This is a genomic window from Stenotrophomonas sp. CFBP 13725 (assembly GCF_014841935.1).
Lineage (GTDB): Bacteria > Pseudomonadota > Gammaproteobacteria > Xanthomonadales > Xanthomonadaceae > Stenotrophomonas.
In genome coordinates this window covers 61,555-83,941 of record NZ_JACYUV010000011.1, presented here as the reverse complement: position 1 = coordinate 83,941, position 22,387 = coordinate 61,555, and the positions used below count along the sequence as shown (strand labels likewise).

At 63.6% G+C, this 22,387-nt stretch carries 14 protein-coding genes; 8 read left to right on the top strand and 6 right to left on the bottom strand.

Annotated elements, in window-relative coordinates; all coding sequences use genetic code 11:
- Nucleotides 1-10: 10 nt before the first annotated feature.
- A complete protein-coding gene (locus IFT65_RS15715) occupies nucleotides 11-535 on the bottom strand; it encodes a hypothetical protein (protein ID WP_192082234.1) in 525 nt (174 codons plus the stop codon).
- A 99-nt stretch (nucleotides 536-634) separates the two neighbouring features.
- Complete coding sequence (locus IFT65_RS15710) at nucleotides 635-1,327, bottom strand: hypothetical protein (protein ID WP_192082232.1); 693 nt, start codon at nucleotides 1,325-1,327, stop codon at nucleotides 635-637.
- A gap of 159 nt (nucleotides 1,328-1,486) precedes the next feature.
- Here IFT65_RS15710 and IFT65_RS15705 point away from each other — a divergent pair, with 159 nt between their 5' ends.
- Both IFT65_RS15705 and IFT65_RS15700 read left to right on the top strand, forming a co-directional pair.
- Nucleotides 1,487-2,989, top strand: coding sequence for a YifB family Mg chelatase-like AAA ATPase (locus tag IFT65_RS15705; protein WP_192082230.1), 1,503 nt, complete (start codon nucleotides 1,487-1,489; stop codon nucleotides 2,987-2,989).
- A 240-nt stretch (nucleotides 2,990-3,229) separates the two neighbouring features.
- Entirely contained in the window at nucleotides 3,230-3,577 is a 348-nt protein-coding gene (locus IFT65_RS15700; RefSeq protein WP_192082228.1) for a hypothetical protein, read from the top strand.
- Between the two features lie 91 nt (nucleotides 3,578-3,668).
- Here the strand turns inward: IFT65_RS15700 and IFT65_RS15695 are convergent, their stop codons facing one another.
- Nucleotides 3,669-4,475, bottom strand: a complete 807-nt coding sequence (locus IFT65_RS15695; RefSeq protein WP_192082226.1) for an OmpA family protein — start codon at nucleotides 4,473-4,475, stop codon at nucleotides 3,669-3,671.
- Between the two features lie 2,802 nt (nucleotides 4,476-7,277).
- On the bottom strand, nucleotides 7,278-12,149 hold a 4,872-nt coding region (locus tag IFT65_RS18520), incomplete at its 3' end, for an ESPR-type extended signal peptide-containing protein (RefSeq protein WP_206756815.1).
- Nucleotides 12,150-12,659: 510 nt separating this feature from the next.
- Between IFT65_RS18520 and IFT65_RS15685 the strand changes: the two genes are divergently transcribed.
- Together IFT65_RS15685 and IFT65_RS15680 are read left to right on the top strand one after the other, a co-directional pair.
- Nucleotides 12,660-13,331 (top strand): VOC family protein, encoded by a 672-nt coding sequence (locus IFT65_RS15685; protein ID WP_192082222.1) that lies wholly within the window; start codon nucleotides 12,660-12,662, stop codon nucleotides 13,329-13,331.
- 61 nt (nucleotides 13,332-13,392) lie between these two features.
- Nucleotides 13,393-13,638 carry a hypothetical protein gene (locus tag IFT65_RS15680; protein WP_192082220.1) on the top strand — a complete coding sequence of 82 codons (246 nt, stop codon included), beginning with the start codon at nucleotides 13,393-13,395 and terminating at the stop codon, nucleotides 13,636-13,638.
- Nucleotides 13,639-14,179: 541 nt separating this feature from the next.
- Here the strand turns inward: IFT65_RS15680 and ubiA are convergent.
- Both ubiA and IFT65_RS15670 read right to left on the bottom strand, forming a co-directional pair.
- Entirely contained in the window at nucleotides 14,180-15,070 is an 891-nt protein-coding gene (gene ubiA, locus IFT65_RS15675; protein ID WP_192082218.1) for a 4-hydroxybenzoate octaprenyltransferase, read from the bottom strand.
- Nucleotides 15,071-15,185: 115 nt separating this feature from the next.
- Complete coding sequence (locus IFT65_RS15670) at nucleotides 15,186-17,408, bottom strand: polysaccharide biosynthesis tyrosine autokinase (RefSeq protein ID WP_192082216.1); 2,223 nt, start codon at nucleotides 17,406-17,408, stop codon at nucleotides 15,186-15,188.
- A 605-nt stretch (nucleotides 17,409-18,013) separates the two neighbouring features.
- On the opposite strand from IFT65_RS15670, the gene IFT65_RS15665 reads away from it, so the two are divergent.
- The 4 genes from IFT65_RS15665 to IFT65_RS15650 all read left to right on the top strand — a co-directional run bounded on the left by IFT65_RS15665 (nucleotide 18,014) and on the right by IFT65_RS15650 (nucleotide 22,354).
- On the top strand, nucleotides 18,014-19,180 hold the full coding sequence (locus tag IFT65_RS15665; RefSeq protein WP_192082214.1) for a nucleotide sugar dehydrogenase: 1,167 nt from the start codon (nucleotides 18,014-18,016) through the stop codon (nucleotides 19,178-19,180).
- A 9-nt stretch (nucleotides 19,181-19,189) separates the two neighbouring features.
- Nucleotides 19,190-20,164, top strand: a complete 975-nt coding sequence (locus tag IFT65_RS15660; protein ID WP_192082211.1) for an NAD-dependent epimerase — start codon at nucleotides 19,190-19,192, stop codon at nucleotides 20,162-20,164.
- A gap of 143 nt (nucleotides 20,165-20,307) precedes the next feature.
- On the top strand, nucleotides 20,308-20,940 hold the full coding sequence (locus tag IFT65_RS15655) for a WecB/TagA/CpsF family glycosyltransferase (protein WP_342365900.1): 633 nt from the start codon (nucleotides 20,308-20,310) through the stop codon (nucleotides 20,938-20,940).
- Between the two features lie 100 nt (nucleotides 20,941-21,040).
- Complete coding sequence (locus IFT65_RS15650) at nucleotides 21,041-22,354, top strand: Coenzyme F420 hydrogenase/dehydrogenase, beta subunit C-terminal domain (protein ID WP_192082209.1); 1,314 nt, start codon at nucleotides 21,041-21,043, stop codon at nucleotides 22,352-22,354.
- Nucleotides 22,355-22,387: the final 33 nt, after the last annotated feature.

Genomic DNA, 22,387 nt, shown 5'->3' with positions numbered 1-22,387 from the left:
CTTCATCCTGTCATGGCGTCTGGCGCGCGGCCAGACATGCACGTATTTCCTCGTACAACGGTCGGTCAAGCACCAGATCGGCCTTACCGTGAGCGGGTATGCGCAGTGACGCTGCGCCAGCGCGGAGGGCGAACACTTCGCGACCTGTTTCCGTCTCGAATCTGCCCATCTGCACGCTCCCGGTGCTGGTTCCGAGTTTACGACGAGGGAGTGCCAGCGTTGAAGCATCCACTGCGTCGTCGAACTGGATGGCCGATAGTGGAATGGTTGTGGAAACGAACAGGGCGGAGGATGTCAGTGTGTCGCCCTGCACGGTTATGTGTGCGCTGCGCGCCTGGTAGATCAGGCCTACCGAGACAGTAAGTACCAAGGCGAGGGAGGCACCCAGCACGATGTGCCTGGAGCGGATACTGGTGCCTTCGGCGATGGGCCCGCGCCAAGTGGCGGCCACTGCCAGTGCGGACAGCAGGCAGATTGCCAACGGCAGGGCGTAGGCGCTCGACAGCGGGACGTGGAGTGTTGCTTCACAGATCATGCGTCCTCCTGGTTTGAAGACACGGTTAGCCTAACGCGTTGGGCTAACATGTCTGCTTTCAAAAATCGCGCAGCCTCTTGGTAGTCTGCACTGTGACGGCTACTCCATACCGCCACCGGCCATTGGCGCTGCCATGTTCATGGACTTCGGCATGTTGGGTCTCAGCGAAATCTTGAAGCCGAGCAAACGCTCCAGCTTCGCAATGGTGTCCTTGAGACGGTCTGCCTGATCGGCATCCCCCGAGATGTAGATCAGCACACGATCCTCGCCAGGAAAGCCCGAAGACCCTGTGATCCCTGGAATTTCGCTGTAGATCAAGGACCGGTGGCTGTCCAGCACCTGATGAAACTCTTCGTTCGTGTAGCGATGGCCTGCCTCGAACACCACACGTGTCGCCCCACTCGGCGTCCGCGCAACTCTGTTCGGGACGGAACCCGGCCCTTTGAGCTCAACGAGGATGTGTTGGTCCGGATCGTGCTGTATGGAAATATCGGTCAGGCGCTCGGCAAACTCTTCGCGTAGCGACTCCGCCACAGGCGCGAGCTCGCTTTGGATGGCCATACGTGAAACCGCATCGTCGATCGATACGCCGGGGTGCCGTGCCACGTAGCTTCTGACGAGCATTTCCAGTTCCAGCATCGCCTCGGTACCCGGCGGCGGTATCTGTGCTGCCGCCGTGGAAGAGACGAATGCGAGGGCGATGGCTGCGGATATCCTTTTCATACGGCGTAACTCTCCATGTCCATCATGGTCGTTGCCTGTCTTGGGTTTGACGCTACCAGAAAAGCTCATTCTGAGCTGCGGCCGACATCTCATCTGGAAGTGCAGGTGCGTGGGGTGCCCACTCTCTGCGCGTCAGCGCTATCTGCCTACGCGCACGCCGATGGATTTCTGACTGATCCCCACACCATCCCAGCCCACACTGGTCCCACCACCCCAAGGGACCCTCCCATGAGCCTCGCGCTGGTCCACAGCCGCGCCCGCTCCGGTGCCAATGCGCCGCTGGTTCGTGTGGAGGTGCACCTGTCCGGCGGGTTGCCCGTCACGCAGATCGTCGGCCTGCCGGAAACCACCGTGCGCGAGTCACGCGAACGCGTCCGTGCCGCCCTGCTTTGCGCGCGCTTCGACTACCCGCAACGACGTATCACCATCAACCTCGGGCCGGCCGATCTGCCCAAGGAAGGCGGCCGCTTCGACCTGGCCATTGCGATGGGCATCCTCGCCGCCAGCGGCCAGCTGGACCCACAGCAGGTGGTCCGTCATGAGTACGTGGCCGAACTGGCCCTCACCGGCGAGCTGCGCCCGGTAGACGGCGTGTTGCCCGCCGCCATCGCTGCCGCTGAGGCCGGCCGCACGTTGTTCGTGCCACCCGCCAATGCCGCCGAGGCCGCGCTGGCGGAACATGCGGATGTGCGCGTGGCCCGCACGCTGTTGGAAGTCTGTGCCTCCGTGGATAACCCGGCGCGACTGCCGCGCGCAGAAAGAGAGAGCATCGAGGCCGATCCGCCGCTGGACCTGGCCGACGTACGGGGTCAAGCGCATGCGCGGCGCGCTTTGGAAGTGGCTGCGGCGGGCGGGCACCACCTGCTGCTGATCGGCAGCCCGGGTTGCGGTAAGACGCTGCTGGCGTCGCGGCTGCCCGGCATCCTGCCGGAGGCCAGCCAGGCCGAGGCGCTGCAGACGGCCGCGGTGGCGTCGATCAGCGGCAGTGGATTGGACCCACGACGATGGCGGCAGCGGGCGTTCCGCGCGCCGCACCACAGTGCGAGTGCAGCGGCGCTGGCGGGCGGCGGGAACCCGCCACATCCCGGGGAAATCTCGCTTGCGCACAATGGCGTGCTGTTCCTGGACGAGCTTCCCGAATGGTCGCGCAGTGCGTTGGAGATCCTGCGTGAGCCATTGGAGTCGGGCCATATCCGTATCAGCCGGGCGGCACGCAGCGCGGTGTTTCCTGCGCGGTTCCAGTTGGTGACGGCGATGAACCCCTGCCCTTGCGGCTGGGCGGGTGATCGCAGCAATCGGTGTCTATGTACCAACGAGCGTATCCAGCGTTATCGCGGTCGGGTGTCTGGGCCGCTGCTGGATCGCATTGACCTGCATGTCACGGTGATGCGGCTGTCGCCGGAAGAGCTACGGGAAGGTGCACCTGCGGGCGAATGCAGTGCGGATGTGCGGGCGCGTGTGATTGCAGCGCGCGAGCGGCAGTTGGCGCGCGGGGCGCTCAATGCGCACCTGGACAGCAAGGCGCTGCGTGCGTGTGCGTCGCTGGTGGAGGCGGATCAGGGGCTGTTGGAGCAGGCGATCGAGCGGTTGCAGCTGTCGGCGCGTGCGATGCATCGGATTCTGCGCGTGGCGCGAACGATTGCGGATCTTGCCGGGTGTGAGGGCATTGGGACCGAGCATCTGGCGGAGGCGATCGGGTATCGGCAGTTGGATCGTGGGGGTGGGTTGTAGGGGCGGTTGGGGTGCGGGTGATGAGGCATTCCGCCGAGCGTGGCTCGGCGCTACCGGGGGCGTGGGTGCGGACGTCAGGGGTGTGGTGGTCTGCAGGGGCGGTTGGGGGTACGGGTGATGAGGCATTCCGCCGAGCGTGGCTCGGCGCTACAGAGATCGAGGGATGGCAGGTGGCCGACGGGCGTGCGATAGAATGACGCGTGCGGCACACAGGCCGCTTGGCCGTGCTGGAGCCTTGAAGTGAAATCGATCTGGACGTTGATGCTGGTTGGCCTGTCCGTGGCGGCCCCGATGAAGGCGCATGCCGCTGATACCAGCGAGGGTGCGCTGTATGCGGTCAATGCGGCGGCGCTGGCGGCTGCCATTACCCACTGCACCGCGCGTCATGGCGAGTTGCAGCAGGGATCGCCGGGCGCGGCGTGTTTTGTCCGTGCGCGCGGAATTCTGGGGACGTTCGGGTTGAAGCAGCGTTCGACGGAAGTGGCGTCGCGGTGCAAGGATCCGGCGCAGTTCAATACGTGCCTGACGCCGGAGATCGCGCGGATGACGCATGCGTTGAATGCGGAATTTGCCAAGAGCGGGATCTGAGGGAGCCAGAGCTGACGGCCAGCGGCCATCACTCCCGGTGTCGCTCGATTTGAATCAGCGGGCGACGTTGGACGCCGCCCGCTGTGGGTACTTACTTCTGGCCGCTGACGGTGATTTCGACGCGGCGGTCCGGTGCAAGGCAGTTCACCAGGGCGCTACGGGCCAGGCTGTCGGCACAGTTGCGGGTGACCGGTTCGGCTTCGCCGCGGCCTTCGGCGCGGATGCTGCCGGCGGCTACGCCGTGGTCGGCCAGCAGGCGACGCACGGTCTCCGCGCGGGCCTGCGACAGGCGCTGGTTGCTGTCTTCGCTGCCGATGCGGTCGGTGTGACCGACCACGGTGACCTGGCTGTCCTGCGCGCTGCTGATCTGCGCGGCGATGCGCGCCAGTTCGTCACGGCCGTTGGGCTTGATGTCCGCCACGCCGGAACGGCCGAAGGCGAACAGGGCATCCGCTGACAGCGAGAAACGCGCCACATCCGGCGCGCCCGCCACCGGGGCAACAGGCGGTGCCGACGGCTTCAGCATGTCGGCGCACGAGGCCGGGGCCCAATGGAACGACTGGCCGCGCTTCTCATCGTCGAACTTCACCTGGTACTGGCAGGTCACGATGCCGTCCGGGGTGCGGAAGTGGAACAGGTAGTTCCAGGCCTTCGGCGCGAAGCCTTCGCTGAAGTGCGGGCGGCCCAGCAGGTGGTACAGCTGCTCTTTGGTCACGCCGGGGCCCACGCTGCGCAGGTTGGCCACGTTCGGGAAGGTGCCTTCCTTGAGCACGATGCGATCCAGGTCCGGGAACACTACGTCGCCGCTGGTTTCCTTCGCGGCATGGGTACTGCAGGCGGCCAGGGCCAGGACCAGCGCGGCCAGTGCGGCGGCTTTGAAGCTCTTTGCTACGTTCATCAAGACGTTTCCTTCGAATTCGAATGGGGTTGCATGGCTGCAGCGGAGCCGGCGCGTGGCCGGCTCCGCTGCGGCATCAGGACGACATCACCACTGCAGGCCAGCGCCGACCGAGAAGCCCCAGTCGCGCATGGTGTTGCCGCTGGCCTGCGCCTTGTAGACCCAGCGACCGTTGTCGGTGATGCCGGACAGGCCCAGCGCCATGCCGTACTCGCTCTGGTAGCCACCGAAGGCCATCGACAACATGCTCTTGCCCGGCATGTACGCCTGCGGCAGGCCGGCCATCGCCATCGCGGCGGCCGTTGCACTGCGGTAGCCACGGTCCAGCTGCCACAGGTCGTCTTCCACCTTGCCGATGCGGTTATCGGTGTACTGGTTGGCCGAGGTGATGGCCTGGTTGACGCCGGCGGTGAGCTGGTTGACGTTGGTCGCGTCGGTGCCTGCGATGCCGGCCGCAACGCCGGTCATCGTGCGGCCACCAATGTTGACCTCACCGGTGGAGCTGCTGGTGCCCACGTACGCGGCGTTGTAGCCGGTCTGTGCGCCCACCGTGGTCTTCGAGCCCTGGCCCAGTGCCACGCTGTTGTCGTGGCTGGCGACCGCGCCCTGGCCGATGGCGGTGCTATTGGCGCCGCTGGCCACGGCCTGGTTGCCCAGCGCGGTGCTGTTGTTGCCCGATGCCACTGCGCCCTTGCCGCCGCCCACCGCATTCTGGCCGGTGACCTGCGGCTTGTTCAGATCGCCATCCTGGCTGACCTGGAACATGCCGTCGGCACCGTACTCCATGTTGGTGACCTTGGCGGCCGTGTTGCCGGCGACCATGTTGGCGTTGTTGAGGTCACGTTCCATCGTGTTCACGCGGCCATCCAGGTTGGTGATGTCGCCCTGGATATCCACCACGTCGTTGCGGATGTCGGTGATGTCACCGCGGATGTCGATGATGTCGCCTTCCACGTTGGTCACGCGGTTGTCGATGCCGTCGATGCGGGTGTTGACCGTGCTGATCTGCGTATCGGTGTACTGGTTGGAATCAGACACCGCGCTGGCTACGCCGGCAGTAAGCTGGCTGACGTTGACCGCATCGGTCGCCGCCGAGCCCGCCGCCACACCGGTCACCTGGCGACCGCCCAGGTTCATTTCGCCGGTGGAGCTGGAGTTGCCCACGTAGGCACCCTGGTAGTTCGCCTGCGCGCCCACCGTGGTGGCCGAACCGGCGCCCATCGCAATGCTGTTGCCATGGCTGGCCACGGCACCGTTGCCGAAGGCCAGGCTGTTCACTGCCTGCGCCCGTGCACCGGCACCCAGTGCAACGCTGCCATTGCCCGCTGCCTGAGCGCCCAGACCCATCGCCACGGCCTGATCACCGTCTGCTTCGGCATCGCGGCCCGATGCAATCGCATCCGCGCCGGTCGCGCCGTCATTGGCTTCGTTGCCACCGCCGGTGGAGTTGACGCTGTAGTAGCGGGTGCGACGTGCTTCGATGGTGTCGTCCAGCTGATCCACGTTGACCGCATCGCTGCCGTCCACGCCGGTCGCCACGTTGGTGATGCGCGTGCTGCCCGCATCGATGCCCGCGCTGGTGATGCTCGGGCCACCAATGATGGTCAGGCCGGTAGTGTCGATCCGGGTGTTGCCAACGGTCACGCTGCCGGCCACCGCCAGGTCATCGGCCAGCGCGAATTCGACGTCGTTGCTGGTCGCCGACTTGGACACCACGATGTTGCCGTCGCTGGAGCGCAGGTCCACGTTGTTGCCGGTGGCACTGCCCACGGCCACGTTGCTGCCGTTGGCACCTTCGGCGGTGACATTCCAGCCCGCGCTCGCCACATCACTGACCTGCTTCAGCTGGTCTTCGCTGGCCGCTTGGCCGCTGGTGAAGTTGTTCGGGTCGAAGGTGGTGTTGGTCAGGCCACCGATGGTGCCGGTGGCGCCATTGATCAGCAGCGGGTTGGCGCCGCCGACGTTGATGCTGGTCGCACCCACGGCGGTGCTGTACGTGCCGTCGCTGATGGCGACGTTGCCGGCGGTCACGGTGGTGGTGGAGGTACCGTCATTCACCGCAACGCCCGCGTTGTCGACCACGGTGTTGCCGGTGGTGACGCTACCGGTCGCGCCCAGGTCGATGTCCTTGGCCAACGCGAACTCGACGTCGTTGCTGTTGGCGGCCTTGGTCAGCACCACGTTGCCGTCTGCCGAACGCAGGTCGACGCTGCTGCCGGTGACACTGTTCGGGCCGACGTTGCTGCTGTTGGCACCTTCCGCGCTGATGTTCCAGCCCGCCGACGCCACGTCGCTGACCTGCTTCAACTGGTCTTCGCTGGCGGCCTGGCCGCTGGTGAAGCTGTTCGGATCGAAGGTGGTGTTGGTCAGGCCGCCGATGGTGCCGGTGGCGCCGTTGATCAGCAGCGGGTTCAGGCCGCCGACGCTGATCTGGGTCGCTCCGATGGCGGTAGCATTGGTGCCATCGCTGACGCCCACCTGGCCTGCAGTCACTACCGTCGACGACGTACCGTCGGTGGTCGTCAGGCCGGTCGTGGCGAGCTGGGTGGAGGCGGTGCCGTCATCCACGGTCACACCCGCAGTGTTCACGGTGGTGTTGCCCGCGGCCACGCTGCCGGTTGTGCCCAGGTCCAGGTTCTTCTTCAGCGTGATGCCCACCACGCCGGCATCCTGCGCGCCGCTCTGCGCCACGTCCAGGTTGCTGTCACCGGTGAAGGTGACCACGCCGTTCGGACCGATGTTGGCCTGGTTGCCGTTGGCATCGGTGACGTTCCAACCCGCCGATGCCACGTCGCTGACCTNGTTGATCAGCAGCGGATTGAGGCCGCCGACGCTGACCTGGGTCGCCCCGATGGCGGTGCTGTAGGTGCCATCGCTGACGCCTACGTTGCCTGCAGTCACCGTGGTGAGGGAGGTACCGTCATTCACAGCCACGCCCGCATTGTCGACCACGGTGTTGCCGGTGGTGACGCTGCCGGTTGCGCCCAGGTCGATCTCCTTGGCCAACGCGAACTCGACGTCGTTGCTGTTGGCGGCCTTGCTCACCACCAGGTTGCTATCGGCACTGCGCAGGTCGACGTCGCTGCCGGTCGGGCTGGTGGCCGACACCTTGGAGGCGTTCTGGCCATCGGCACTGATGTTCCAGCCCGCACTCACGGTCTGGCTGACCGAGGCCAGCTGGTCTTCGCTGGCGGCTTGGCCGCTGGTGAAGTTGGTCGGGTCGAAGCTCTTGTTGGTCAGGCCATTGACCGTACCGGTGCTGCCGTTGATCACCACCGGGCTGGTCCCGCCGACGGTGATGCTGTTGCCGCCGATGGCGGTGGTGCCGTTCACATCGCTCACTGCGATGTTGCCTGCGCCGATGGAGGAAGACGAGACACCGTCATTCACCACCACACCGTTGTTGTTCACCTGCGTGTTGCCGGTGGTGACGCTGCCGGCGGTGCCCAGATCGATCTGCTTCTTCAGGGCAACGCCCACCACGCCGGCGTCCTGCGCGCCGGTCTGTGCGACGGTCAGGTTGTCATCGCCGATGAAGGCGACCTGGCCATTGGGGCCGATGTTGGCGGCGTTGCCGTTGACGTCGGTCACGTTCCAACCGGCGGTGGCTGCATCGTTGACCTGCTTCAGCTGGTCTTCGCTGGCCGCCTGGCCGCTGGTGAAGCTGTTCGGGTTGAACGACTTGTTGGCCAGGCCGTTGACGGTACCGGTTCCGCCGTTGACCACCAGCGGGTTGGCGCCGCCGACGGTCACGCTGGTCGGGCCCACGTTGGTGATATTGGCGCCACTGCCCACGGCCACGTTACCGGCGGTGATGCGCGTGCTTTCGACACCATTGGTCACGGCCACGCCGGCGTTGTCGACCAGGGTGTTGCCGGTCTTGACGCTGCCGTTGGTGCCCAAGTCGAGGTTGTTGGTCAGGGCGAACTCGACGGTATTGGTGTTGGCGGCCTTGCTGACGCCGATGTTGCTGTTGACCGAACGCAGATCCATCGTGGCGCCGACGGTGCTGGTCGGGCCGACGTTGGTGCTGTTGGCGCCCTGGGCCGTCAGGTTGATGCCGCTGGCAGCGCGGGTCAGCGCGTCCTGCGCGTTGCTGTAGGTCGTGTTGCCCAGCTGCAGGCGGGTGACCACCTGATGGGTACCGGCGTTGTAGAACGAGTTGCCACCCAGGCCCGAGGCGATGCTGGTACCTGCGCTGTCCAGGTTGTTGCCCAGTGCGGTCACGGCCTGGTTGGTGCCGAACAGCTGGCTGCCGTTGATCGCATCGGTGCTGGTACCACTCACGCGACCGGCGGCCACGTTGGTGATGGTGCGCTTGATGGTGTCGGTGCCCACGCTCACTGTACTGCCCGGCTGGGTACCGGCGTAGCTGTAGGTGACGTTGTCGACCGTGGCACTCGGGGTGCCTACGGCAGCGGCGGTCACCGAGTTGTGGCCCAGTGCCACCGAATCGGTGAAGGACGCCTGCGCGTCACGACCGAAGGCGATGGAGTCGATGCCGCTGGCGCGGCTGCCGCGGCCCAGTGCATACGCATCATTGCCGGTGGCCTGTGCATCGAAGCCGCCCGCGAAGGCACGGCTGCCGGTGGCCTGGCTGGTCGAACCGACCGCCACGCTGTCTGCGCCAGACGCGACCGAGGTCGTGCCGACGGCGATGGCCGAGGTGCCGCTGGCGGCCGCATCAGTGCCTGCCGCGAAGGCCGAGGTGCCGCTGGCTGCGGCGCGGGTGCCCACTGCAGAGGACTGCACTGCCGTAGCGCTGGCGCTGTCGCCCAGTGCCATGGCCGAGCGTGCGGTCGCACTGGCAGACGGACCCATGGCCGTGGTGTTGCGCTGGTTGGCCAGAGCCCCGTTACCGATTGCGGTGGCGTTGGTGTTGTTGATCAGGTCTTCCGGACGCGGGCTGGCGATACCTGCCACTGCGCCGGTACCGATGGCCACCGCGTTGGAGGCATAACCGCGGGAGTTGGTGCCGTTGGCGATGGCATCGGTGCCGCTGGCTGCCGCATTGGTACCGCGTGCCTGTGCGTTCTGGCCGCTGGCGACGGACTGGGTGCCGCTGGCCTGAGCGCTCACGCCGGAGGCCAGCGCGTTGCTGCCCTGTGCGATGGAGTCCACGCCCGTGGCCTGCGCCTCGTAACCCTGCGCAACACCGCGCACCGCCGAAGCCAGCGCGCTGTGGCCGATGGCTACGCCGTCATTGGCAGTCACTTCGGCGTCCGTACCGATCACGATGGCATCGTTGACGGTCGAACCAGCCTTCGGATCTGCCTGCGCGCGGGTACCCATCACCACCGAGTTCACACCGGTGCTGCGTGCGCCGCGGCCGATCGCCACGCCACCTTCGTCCTTGGCGTAGCTGTTGTCACCGATCACCGACGACGAAGCGCCTTCGGCCGACACGTTGCGACCCATCGCTACCGAACCGGCACCGATGGCATGTGCCTGGTAGCCAGCAGCCGTTGCACCGTCACCAGCAGAATCGGTCAGTGCGCCGATGGCCACGGCGTTCTCGCCGATTGCGCCGTCGTTGCTGCGGTTGCCGACGGCGGTGGAACGCACGCTGACGTACTTGCTGCTGTTCGCCTCAACCGTTTCGTTGAGCTGCTGCACGTTCACCGCATCGCTGGCCACCTGGCCGGCGGCGATGTTGTTGATGCGGCCGTTGACGCGGGTCACCGCTTCCGGCGGCAACGCCGTGGTGGCGCCACTGCTGACGGCGCTGAGCGCTTCGGTCACCGTGTTGTAGGTGTTGTTGCCCACCTTGATGGGCGAGAACGAGCCGTTCGAATTGAGCGAGACGTCGCCGCCGATCAGGTTGGCCACGGACGTCTGCGCGGACTGCAGCTGCTTGACGTTGACGGCGTCGGTTGCATTGGCACCGGCGGCGACATTGACGATGCGGCGGGTCTGGCCGGCCACCGTGTTACCGACGGAAACGACCGAGCTCGGCGCGACGTCACCGGTCAGGTAGGCCGAACCCAGCGCGTCGGATTCCAGCGCGGCCGAGTTGAAGCCCAGCGCGACGGTTTCCTTGTCGGCGCGGGCGTTGCGGCCCAGGGCCACGCCGGATTCGCTGGCACGGCTCTGCGAGCCGATCGACACCGAGGCCACGCCTTCAGCCTTGGCGCCATAGCCGAGCGAGGTGGCGTCCGTCGCAGCGGTGGACAGGCCGCCGATGGCGACGGTGCGGTCGCGCTCACTCGCGCTGCTGTTGGCCTGGTAACCCAGCGCCACGTTGTAGTCACCTTCCGCCGCGTTACCGGCCTGCGTACCGATGGCGATGTTCTGGTCACCTTCCACGCCGGTGCCGGCCTGGAAGCCGATGGCGGTGGTCTGGTTGCCGATCACGCCGGTGCCTGCACCGGTGCCGATGGCGATGTGCGAGGTGCGGTCGCCGGCGGCGTTGCCGGCCGTGCCGACGCCCGCGCCGGTACCCAACGCGATGCTGTCCGCGGTCGCCACGGTGGCGCCACTGCCGGCTGCCAGCGAACGTGCGCCGGTTGCCGTTGCCCGGCCGACGGCCACGCTTTCAGCGCCGCCTGCAACCGAGTTGGCGCCCACTGCGGCAGCGCCATCGCCGGACGCGGTGGTGCCTGCGCCCAAGGCCACGCCATCGACGGCAGACACAGTGGCGGCATGGCCGATGGCAATGCCCTTCAGGCTGAAATCACCGGTCACCGCGGCGGTGGTACCGATGGCGATGGTGTCCTGCACGTTCAGGTTGCCGGCGTTGGCGCGGTCACCCAAGGCGATGGAGCGGGCAGCGGCGGTGGTCGCCAGACGACCCACGGCGATGGCGGCTTCCCCATTGAGCGCGGTCGTGGCGCCGTCACCGGCGGCGATGCTGTGGAAGCCATCGGAGACGCTGTTCGGGCCGATCGCAACGGACTGTCCGCCGTTGGCGATGGAATCCGGTGCGGTCGAATTGGCATGGAAGTACTTCACGCCGGCGCCGACGGTGTACAGCTCGTCGCGCAGCGTATAGATCTGGCCGCCGTTGACCGCTTCCTTGCTGTTGGCGGCGATGCTGCCATCGGCCACGCCGGTGACCTTCAGGCCGCCGGCATTGATGCCGGTGGTGGTCACGCTGGGGCCGTTGGTGATGCGCAGGCCGGTGGCGTTGACATTCGTGGTCGCCGCCCCATTGGTGACGGCCAGGCCGGTCGTGGTGAGGTTGCTGCTGGACGCGCCGTTGCTTACGCCCAGGCGAGTGCCGTTGACCACGGTGGTGGTGGCGCCGCTGGTAGCAGTCAGGCCGGTGGTATCCAGACGGGTGGTGCCCACGGTCACGGCAGTGCCGCGTACCAGCACCGAGCCCACCTCGAGGCCCTGCGCCGACAGCGATGCACTGTCTGCGCCGTTGCTGACGGTGACGGCGTTGGCGCCGATGGCCACGGTGTTGCCGATGCGGATGCCATCGTTGTCCAGCACGGTCTGGCCAGCGGTCACGCTGCCGGTCGGGCCGACATCAACATTCTGGTCCTGCGCATGCGCGCCCATGGACGCCAACGCCAACGCGACGGCGGCCACCAGACTGGCGTGCGCGGTGCCGCGCGAGGTGCCTACTGCGCCGACGGTGGTGCCGCCGCCATCGCTGCTCGCCAGCTCCGATGCGACCACGATACGACCCAGGGCTTTGTTCCAGACCTTGCGATAAATCTTGTTCACTGAGAGTTCTCCACGAAGTTCACGATGTCGACGGCATGCTGCGAAGGGCCGCTTGGAAGAGCGGCCGCGCCTGCACGGGGCAGGTTGGGTCCGCGGATACGCCGGTTGGCGAGGGCGTCCGGTGCCTGACGGCAAGCAGCAGCGCAGCGCGTGGGCAGAACCACGCGCGCAGGGGACATCGACAGGCCCGTAGGAACCTGCGCAACAAACTCAAGGCGAAGCAAAGCGCCGCACGCGTTTCCACGCGACGTTATCGACTGCCACATACAAAGAGCCCCCTTACGCGACCCGACGGGTCACGGCTGCTCGGCGCAGGCCAGGGACGGATGAAAAGGCAAGCTGGGCGTTGACGCCCGCATCGGTGCGAAAAGCCAGACTCCCTGCTGCTGCACAACCATCCACTGGTCTACCGAACAACGCAATGCTAACAATCCGTGACGGCCGTCGTCAATTATTTGAGACGTGCATCACAGTTGTGCCGCTCTGTACCCGGTTCGGTACAGTAGAGCCATGCGTATACGTGACCTCAGCCTCCCGGCTTCCGACCCGGCCGCGTTGGCCGCCTACTTCGCCGACGTGCTGCAGATGGACGTGGATGGCGGCGCCACCGTGATCGGTTGGAGCACGATCCGACCGGTGCCTGCCGATGACCGTCCGACGGGCGGCGTGCACCTGGCCTTCAATGTGCCGGACAACCGTTTCATCGAAGCCATGGCGTGGCTGCGCGAGCGCGCGCCGTTGCAGCGCTCGCCGGACGGCAAGGAGTACTTCGCGCTGGAGAGCAACTGGAAATCGCAGTCGGTATATTTCACCGGACCGGACGGCCTGATCCTGGAGCTGATCGGGCGCAAGCGCTTGCCGCTCTCCTCGCGCACGGGTCCTTTCCATGGCAGCGAGATCACCTGCCTGAGCGAAGTCGGCCTGCCCGTCGACGATGTGCCCGGCACGCAGCGCCGGTTGGCGGATACCTTCGGTCTGACGCCGCTGTCCGAGCCTTCAGAAGCGTTCGCCCCGATGGGCGATGACGAGGGGCTGCTCATCGTGGTGGAGGCCACCCGGCCTTGGTTTCCCGAGCAACGCGACCTGCCCAATGCGGTGGGTATCGAACTTGTCATCGAGGCATCGCAACGCGGCGGACAGGTTGCTGACGCACAGCAGCGATGGCGCTGCGTTTCACTGTAGATGCGCTGAAAACAGACTCCCTAAAAACAAAGCCCCGCGATCGCGGGGCCTTGTTTCTTCAGTGCAGTGCGACAACTCATTCTTCTTCTTCGTTGCCGCCCTGCTGCTGGTTCTGGTTGCGCTGCTGCTGTTCCTGCTGCTGTTGCTGCTGCTGGTCGCGGCCGCCGCGCTGCTGGCCCTGCTGATCCTGCTGGTTCTGCTGACCCTGCTGCGGGTTCTGCTGATTCTGCTGGTTTGCCATGTCAGTGCTCTCAAAGCCGCATGCGGAATGCCGCGGTCATGGCCATCCTCTGCAAGCATTGGTTAACCACGCGTGGGAACGTGTGGAGGACGGCATCACACGGCCCACCCGGAGGCCACCCAGGCCTAGTGGCACAAGCACCTTAAGGATTCAGACGGTGTTTGCATGTGGTCATTCCGGGCAGTTCTTTGGCCTGTTCATCGGGCGGTGCCGGGGGGCGACGGCGCTGGCGGTCATGCGCTTGCCGCTGCGCTCGCCGAGCGTGGCTCGGCGCTACCGATCCCGGTCCCATGGTGCATGACCGTGCCGGTCTCACCACCCCTTCAATCGCCCCGGTAGAGCCGACTTCAGTCGGCTGCCCCTGCGCCTCACCGCCTTGGTAGAGCCGACTTCAGTCGGCTGCCCCTGCGCTTCGCCGCCCCGGTAGAGCCGACTTCAGTCGGCTGCCCCTGCGCTTCATCGCCCCGGTAGAGCCGACTTCAGTCGGCTGCCCCTGTGCCTCACCGCCCCGGTAGAGCCGACTTCAGTCGGCTTCGCCTGCGCCTCACCGCCCCGGTAGAGCCGACTTCAGTCGGCTTCGCCTGACAGCAGCCGACTGAAGTCAGCTCTACCGGAGCAGGGCCACGGCGATACCCGCGAACAACACAGCCCCCACCCAGTTGTTATGCAGGAACGCTTTGAAACACGGGTCGCGCTCGCGGTTGCGGCACAGCCAGAACTCATAGCCGACCAGCACGGCAGCCACGGCCACCGCGCCGAAGTACCACAGGCCCAGCCCGGCCCATGCCCCTACCCCGCTCATGACCGCCAGGAACACGGCATACAGCACGCCCTGGATCACCAGGTCGTACCGACCGAACAGGATCGCCGTGGAGTGCGAACCCATTATCAGATCGTCATCGCGATCCACCATGGCGTACCACGTGTCATACGCGGTGGACCACACGATATTGCCTACGTACAGCAGCCACGCCAGCGCCGGCACTTCACCTTGCACGGCCGCAAAGGCCATCGGAATCCCCCAGCCGAAGGCCATGCCCAGGTAGACCTGCGGCAGGTGCGTGTAACGCTTCAGGTACGGATAGCTGGCCGCCAGCAAGATGCCCACGAAGCTCAGCGCCACGGTGAGCCAGTTCATCGTCAGCACCAAGGCGAACGCTGCCACCATCAACGCGGCGAAGAGCATCAATGCATGCCGGCCCCTTACCGCGCCGCTGGCCAGGGGACGATCCTTGGTGCGCTTTACATGCGGGTCCAGCCAGCGGTCAGCGTAATCGTTGATCACGCAGCCGGCCGAGCGGGTCAGCCAGACGCCCGCGGTAAACACGAACAGCGTCCACAGCGGAGGCACCCCGCCAGAGGCCAGCCACAGTGCCCACCAGGTGGGCCACAGCAGCAGCAGCGTGCCGATCGGGCGATCGGCGCGCATCAGTTTCCAGTAGTGCCGCCAGCGCGGCGTGGCGTCCCCGGGGGACGCGTCAGTAGAGTGGTGTGACATGGGGAAATGATACTCCCGGCCTGCAAAGACCTTGGTAATGACGACCGCTGGTCGTCATGCCTTGGCATTCCGCCGGGCACGGCCCGGCGCTACCAGAGCCGTCAGGACAACGGCATCAATCCTTGCCGTCTGCCTTGTACTCGTAATACCCGTAGCTGTAGTAGCCCGTGGCACGGCGCTCGACCGCGTTGAAGATCGCGCCCTTGATCTGCACGCCGTTCTGCTCGAAGCGCTGCAGGGTGAGCAGGATTTCCTTCGCCTGGTTCACGCCAAAACGAGTGACCAGCAAGCTGGAACCCGCATGCGTGGCCACCAGCGCGGCATCAGTCACTGCCAGGATCGGCGGCGTATCCACGATGACCAGGTCGTACTGCGCCGACAGCGTCTCCAGCATCTGCTGGAAGCGCGGGTGCATCAGCAGCTCGGCCGGGTTCGGCGGGATGTCACCACGCACCATGTAGTGCATGCCTTCCAACCCGGACACCGGGTGGATCGCGCCCTCGACCGGCAACTTTCCACCCAGCACATCCGACAGACCGTTCTGGTGGCTCACACCGAGCAGCTTGTGCAGGGTTCCCTTGCGCATATCCGCATCGATGACCAACACGCGCTGGCCAGCCTGTGCAATAACCGCGCCGAGGTTGCTGGACACGAACGTCTTGCCGACGCCCGGACGCGGGCCGGAAATGGTCAGGATGTTGTTCTTCGCTTCCAGCATGGCGAAGTGAAGGCTGGTGCGCAGGCTGCGTAGCGCTTCCACGGTGGGATCTGCCGGCGAGGTGACCGCAAGCAGATGCTGGCGACCATCGGCGATAACGCGGGTACCATGCTTGCCCTTGCGCAGCTTGGGCAAGGTACTGGATACGCTGAGCGGAATGGCCGCGTACACCGGCAGGCCGAGTTCTTCAATCTGCGCGGGATCTTCAATGCCCGGGTTGAGCATGCGCTGCAGGAAGACCAGCGCCGTTGCCAGGAACGCGCCGAGCAGCGTAGCGATGGCCACGATCAGCGACTTGCGCGGCTTCACCGGATTGGCGATATCCACGGCAGCCGGATCGACGATGCGCACATTGCCGACAGCGCCCGCACGTGCCACATCCAGCTGCTGGGCCTGATTGAGCAGCGCGGTGTACATCTCATTGCTGACCTGCAGGTCGCGTGTCAGGCGCAGCAGCTCCTGCTGGGTATCCGGCAACTGACCGACCTGGCGCTGGAAACCGGCCTTGCGGCCTTCCAGGCTGCTGATCTGCGAAAGCAGCGCACGGTACGCCGGATGCTCGCGGGTGAAGCTGCGATCCATCTCTGCCTGCTTCAAGCGCAACTGCTGGATACTGGCTTCAACCGCCACTTCCTGGTCCAGCAGACCCTTGGTCTGCATGGTGATGTCCACGGAGTTGGCCTTGGACTGATAGGCCGTCATGGCCACCTGCGCCTGCTCCACCTGGCGGCGGATGACAGGAAGCTGTTCTTTCACGAACTGCAGCTGCGATGCGGCCTCGGCGGAGCTGCGCTCAACGTTCTGGCGGACATAGGCGTCGGCCACGCGGGCAACGACCGCTTCGGCGAGAACCGGGTTCTCGCTTTCGTACATGACCTGCAGGATGCCGGATTCCTTGCCCTGCTCCACTGCCTGCACGGACTGCTGAAGGCCCGACACAACGTCAAAGCGCCGCAGTTTCACCAGGTCGAAACGCGTATCCGGATTAGCCCGCAGCGCGATGACCTCCAGCGTCACACCCCGGCCCTCGGCCGCCTTGCCTGCTTGGCCCCGCAGAATCTCATCCCCGTCGCCGTCGAACAGCACGAAGCTACCGGAAGAACCGGCCTGCAACACCATGGGCGCCCCGATCATTGCCGCCGGGACATCAAGACGATGGATCTGCAGCGCTTCACCGCCCCAGCCGTAGCTGCTGGCACCAAAACGCGGCAACGCAACGTCGTTCTCGGACGGGGCCTTGAACTTGCGTGCGAAGTAATCACCGATCAGCGGGAATCGACGCGGCGTAGCCACAACATCAAGCTGAAGCTGATCAACCGCGGTGCCGATGACGGTACGCGAGGTCAGCAAGGCCACTTCAGTGGTAGCAGCAGCGCTGGTTGCCCCCCCCATCGACGCCAGATCCGAGATGCCCGGGATGGCCGGCACCTTGGATTCCACCTGCACCATCGACTGCGCCTGATATACCGGCGAGGCAAGCAGTGCGTAGGCCGCGCCCACGATGAAGAACACCACCGTCGTACCGATGATCCACCACTTGCGGTCAATCAGAACGCCCAGCAGCTCGCGAAGATCGATCTCGTCTTCCTTGACCACGCGTGATCCCGTTTGCTTTGTCATTGCTTCCACTTGATTCAGGAGCAGTCGCGCATGCGTCGTACTGCTCGGTCGGATTTCATGCATCGGACTGGGTGTGGACGATATCTCCAGCGGCCAGCCAAAAAGTTCGTATCGGGAAGCAGGGCGGGAAGCCCGATTCCTTTCTCATCAACAACTTGCAGCCCATCCCTTGGGGCAAGCACGTCAGTTTACCCCATCTCAGGCCGCTGACCACGGCGAACAACCTGTCCTTGACGATCAAAAGTGTGACGCAGTTCCGAGCCGCATTCCTGGGATCCCGAATGGCTCCTTTGCCGGTTCGGCTACGCCTCGGAACGCTGGATTGGTATCATCGCCGCCCTCGTGGAGCCGCGCGTGAATGGATTCATCTCAAGCAGAATGTATGACCCAGTAACTGGGTCATGTCCGATAGACCGTGTCGCACTTGGCTGTAGTACGATCCCCTACGTCTGCCGGGATGACCCCCACACGTTTTTCCAGCAACAGCATCATCAGTAACAGGAATGTGCGGACAGTGGTGCGTCTGAGGGGACGCGCACCTTTGCTGCAATCGCCATTCCTGCATCCCCATAGCAGCGTGCTGCAGATAGAAAGGATCCCTCGCAATGAAGATTGCCGTGGCTGGGACAGGGTATGTCGGCCTGTCCAATGCTGTGTTGTTGGCGCAGCACCATCAGGTTGTTGCATTTGATATCAAATCCGAGCGCGTTGAGAAGATCAACGCACGGCAGGCGCCGATCGAGGATAGGGAAATCGAAGATTTCCTGTCGAACAAGACACTAGATCTGGTCGCCACGCTGGACCGCCGCCAGGCTTATGAAGGCGCATCATTCGTCATCATCGCTACACCTACCGACTACGACCCTCAGACCAACTACTTCAACACCAGTTCGGTCGAGTCTGTCATCCGGGATGTGTTGGAAATCAACCCCGACGCGGTGATGGTGATCAAGTCGACGGTGCCGGTGGGCTGCACGACCGAACTTCGCGCGCGTTACGGTACGCAGAACATCATCTTCTCGCCTGAGTTCCTTCGCGAAGGCAAGGCCCTGTACGACAACCTGCATCCGAGCCGCATCATCGTGGGAGAGCGCTCCGAGCGCGCCGCGGTCTTCGCTGAGCTGCTGCGGGAAGGTGCCATCCGCAAGGATGTGCCGGTGTTGTTTACCGATGCCAGCGAGGCCGAGGCGATCAAGTTGTTCGCCAATACGTACTTGGCGATGCGCGTTGCCTACTTCAACGAGCTGGACACGTACGCTGCCACCGCTGGCATGGATACGCGACAGATCATCGAAGGCGTCAGCCTGGATCCGCGTATCGGCGGGCACTACAACAACCCCTCGTTCGGCTACGGCGGGTACTGTCTGCCGAAGGATACGAAGCAGTTGCTGGCCAACTACAGCAATGTGCCGCAGAACCTGATCAACGCGATCGTGGACGCGAACAGGACGCGCAAGGACTTCGTTGCTGACGAAGTGATTCGCCGCAAGCCGCGTGTTGTTGGCATTCACCGGCTGGTGATGAAGGCCGGATCGGACAACTTCCGCGCCTCGGCCATTCAGGGCGTGATGAAGCGGATCAAGGCGAAGGGTATCGAGGTGATCGTGTACGAGCCCGTTCTGGATGAGCCAACATTCTATGGGTCGCGGGTGGAGAAGGATCTGGAAGCGTTCAAGCGCGAGGCGGATGTCATTGTGGCGAATCGGGTGACCGAGGACCTGCAGGATGTGGCTGGCAAGGTATATAGCCGCGATCTTTTTGGCGCTGACTGAGGCTGCAACATGAAAATTCTAGTGACAGGTGCAGCAGGCTTTATCGGTTTCCATAGCTCCCTTCGCCTGCTCGAAGCCGGCCATGAGGTTGTGGGAATTGACAACCTCAATGACTATTACGACACCCGATTGAAAGTACGTCGTCTGGCACAGCTGGAAGAGCGGCAGACCTTCTTGTTCCTGAAGCTGGATCTCGCTGATCGGGACGGGATGGCACGATTGTTCGAAGCAAATAGCTTTGATGTGGTTCTGCACCTAGGTGCCCAAGCCGGGGTTCGCTACTCAATCGATAACCCTTTTGCCTATGTGGACAGCAACTTGACGGGCACGCTCACCGTTCTCGAAGGATGTCGTCATCACAGAATCGGACATCTCGTTTATGCGTCTTCGTCCTCGGTGTATGGCGGCAACACGAAGCAGCCATTCTCTATCGAAGACCGTGTGGACGATCCCGTATCACTCTATGCGGCCACAAAGCGGTCCAACGAATTGATGTGCCAGACCTACGCGCATCTCTACCGCACGCGCATCACGGGGCTTCGATTCTTTACGGTTTATGGGCCTTGGGGACGTCCTGATATGGCCTACTTCAAGTTCGCCGAGGCGATCACCGAAGGTCGTCCGATTGACGTCTACAACAATGGCGACATGCTTAGGGACTTTACATACATCGACGACATTGTCGATGGGATTACATCCCTGATCGAAGCGCCCGCGCCCGGCGAAAGCGATGTGACTCCCCATCGGGTCTATAACTTGGGCAATAACCAACCAGAGAAGCTCATGGATATGATCAGCCTCCTTGAGGAAAGACTGGGCAAGTCTGCCGTAAAAAACTTCCTGCCCATGCAGGCAGGCGATGTGCATTCAACCTATGCAGATATCGAGGCGAGCGCCCGCGACTTAGGGTTCTCACCCAAGACAAGTCTTGCCGATGGATTGACACACTTCGCCAAGTGGTACCAATCGTGTCACCAGGCCTAACAATGTCAAGCACCTCCTACGCCTTCCCTATCGTATCCATCGGCGGCCTACCAACCGCGTCCGTCACTCGCGCGGACCTCGCGCAGTGCATGGCAGAAGACTGCGCACGCGCTCGAGAGCGACCAGATACATGGTTGCCACGCGTGGTGTTCTCTTCCAACGGACAGGGCATCGCACTCGCTGGCAGAGATGAGGAGTTCGCGCGAACCATGGCGCAAGCCGACATCATCCATGCCGATGGCATGCCAGTCGTATTCGCCAGCCGACTGACCGCGAATCCTTTGCCAGAACGCATCGCCACAACCGACTTCTTCCACGATGCAGCACGCGTTGCCGAAGAGATAGGCCTGCGCTTCTACATGCTCGGTGCGACCCCTGCTCAGAACGCAGCCGCCATCTTGGCCATTCGGACCAGCTATCCGAAGCTACAGATCGTTGGTAGCCACGACGGCTATTTCAGCAATGAGGAGGATGCGGAAATCTGCGAGGACATTCGCAATAGCGGTGCAGATGTCGTGTGGGTGGCATTGGGAAAGCCGCGCCAGGAGCACTGGTCCATCCGCAATCGGTCCCAGCTGCAAGGGGTCGGCTGGATCAAGACCTGCGGGGGGCTCTACTCCTTCCTCGCTGGTGATGCACCGAGAGCTCCTTCATGGATGCAGGCCGCGGGCCTGGAATGGCTATACCGAGCTGCCAAGGAGCCGACTCGTCTTGGCTGGCGATATCTGACGACCAATCCTTATTCGCTATATCGCCTTCTCAGATATACCAAGTAACCGCAGTCAATTCGAATAATTAATCAGGGGCGTGAGATGCACCTCCCGAAGCTTGGGGTAAGGATATCTCGCTCAATAACATGATGAGATCAATCAAGCGATGAAGAATGCCAGCAGTCAGAATCCCGTAAGCCCTTACTGCACCGGGTGCGGCGCATGCGTTGCTGATTCCGACAGCACGTTGCGCATGGATTGGGATATGCATGGCTTTCTTGTCCCACGCAAGATATCGGATCGCCCAGTTCCTGAGCTGGCTGTAAAAGCATGTCCGTTTAAGTCGACGGCAGTGGGCGGCAATGCAAACGAAGACCAGCTGGCACTGGATTTTTTCCCCGATGCGCCGACGTATGACCCAGATATTGGTAGATTCGAACAGACTTATATCGGCTACTCGCCACGACATCGTGATACCTCCTCGTCTGGCGGGCTTGCTACTTTTGTATTCGAGCAAGTCCTTTCGCAAGGGATCGCTACACACCTTTTCGTTGTTCTAACTGACGGTACAGGCTACAAGTACCGGCTTGTGGAGAGAGACGCCGATCTCGTGGCCACCTCCAAGACCCGGTACTTCCCGGTCACGCTAGAAGACTTCTTTCAGTTAGTGCCTACATTGGACGGAAGAATTGCTGTCTCGGGGGTCGCTTGCTTCGTCAAGGCAATACGAATGCGGCAAAAGTCGTTCCCCGAATTCAATCAGAAGATCGCCTTTGTAGCTGGCATTATTTGTGGCGGATTGAAGAGCAAATATTTCACCGATTACCTCGCCGACAGCGCTGGTGCCGGAGCACGCTACCGTCATCCGGAGTACCGCGTTAAGAGCGCAGCCGCTTCTGCCAGCAACTATGCCTTCTCCGCTGAGGACCAGGTTGGCACTGTGCATACCATGAAGATGGCGCGCGTCGGCGATATGTGGGGAACCGGGATGTTCAAAGCCAAGGCATGTGATTTCTGCACCGATGTGCTGACTGAGCTTGCCGACATATCCCTGGGTGATGCGTGGCTCCCAGAGTACAGAACTGATGGACTTGGGAACAGCGTTATTGTGACCCGGTCACGGGTCGCTGATGACATCATTCGAAGGGGTATCGAGCAAGGTGACCTGCATGTCGCGGACTGCGCCCCCTCACAGATCATCAGCTCACAGCGGGCAAGTTTCCTGCATAGGCGAGACGCACTCAGGTTCCGCATAGGTCAGGCAAAGATGCTGGGACAGCCTGTGCCTGAGGTGAGAAGCCGCGTTCTAAAACGGATCTCCTTCTCATATGCACTTGTACAGATCCAGCGCGAACTTACCCGATCAGCCAGCTTCAACAGCTGGCGTCGGTCAAGAAGCGCCGCTCGGTTTGATAGGAGGATGTATGTACACCGCATCCTCCTGAAGATAGTCACACGAATCAATCGCATGCTGAGATGACGAATTAGCGGAAACCCAGATAGCAGACTAAAT

Bases quoted from the DNA above. Each gene is read 5' to 3' on its own strand.
- IFT65_RS15650 (WP_192082209.1), top strand. From the start codon at position 21,041: ATGAAGAATGCCAGCAGTCAGAATCCCGTAAGCCCTTACTGCACCGGG.
- IFT65_RS15665 (WP_192082214.1), top strand. From the start codon at position 18,014: ATGAAGATTGCCGTGGCTGGGACAGGGTATGTCGGCCTGTCCAATGCT.
- ubiA (WP_192082218.1), bottom strand. From the start codon at position 15,070: ATGTCACACCACTCTACTGACGCGTCCCCCGGGGACGCCACGCCGCGC.
- IFT65_RS15695 (WP_192082226.1), bottom strand. From the start codon at position 4,475: ATGAACGTAGCAAAGAGCTTCAAAGCCGCCGCACTGGCCGCGCTGGTC.
- IFT65_RS15660 (WP_192082211.1), top strand. From the start codon at position 19,190: ATGAAAATTCTAGTGACAGGTGCAGCAGGCTTTATCGGTTTCCATAGC.
- IFT65_RS15685 (WP_192082222.1), top strand. From the start codon at position 12,660: ATGCGTATACGTGACCTCAGCCTCCCGGCTTCCGACCCGGCCGCGTTG.
- IFT65_RS15705 (WP_192082230.1), top strand. From the start codon at position 1,487: ATGAGCCTCGCGCTGGTCCACAGCCGCGCCCGCTCCGGTGCCAATGCG.
- IFT65_RS15715 (WP_192082234.1), bottom strand. From the start codon at position 535: ATGATCTGTGAAGCAACACTCCACGTCCCGCTGTCGAGCGCCTACGCC.
- IFT65_RS15710 (WP_192082232.1), bottom strand. From the start codon at position 1,327: ATGAGCTTTTCTGGTAGCGTCAAACCCAAGACAGGCAACGACCATGAT.
- IFT65_RS15670 (WP_192082216.1), bottom strand. From the start codon at position 17,408: ATGACAAAGCAAACGGGATCACGCGTGGTCAAGGAAGACGAGATCGAT.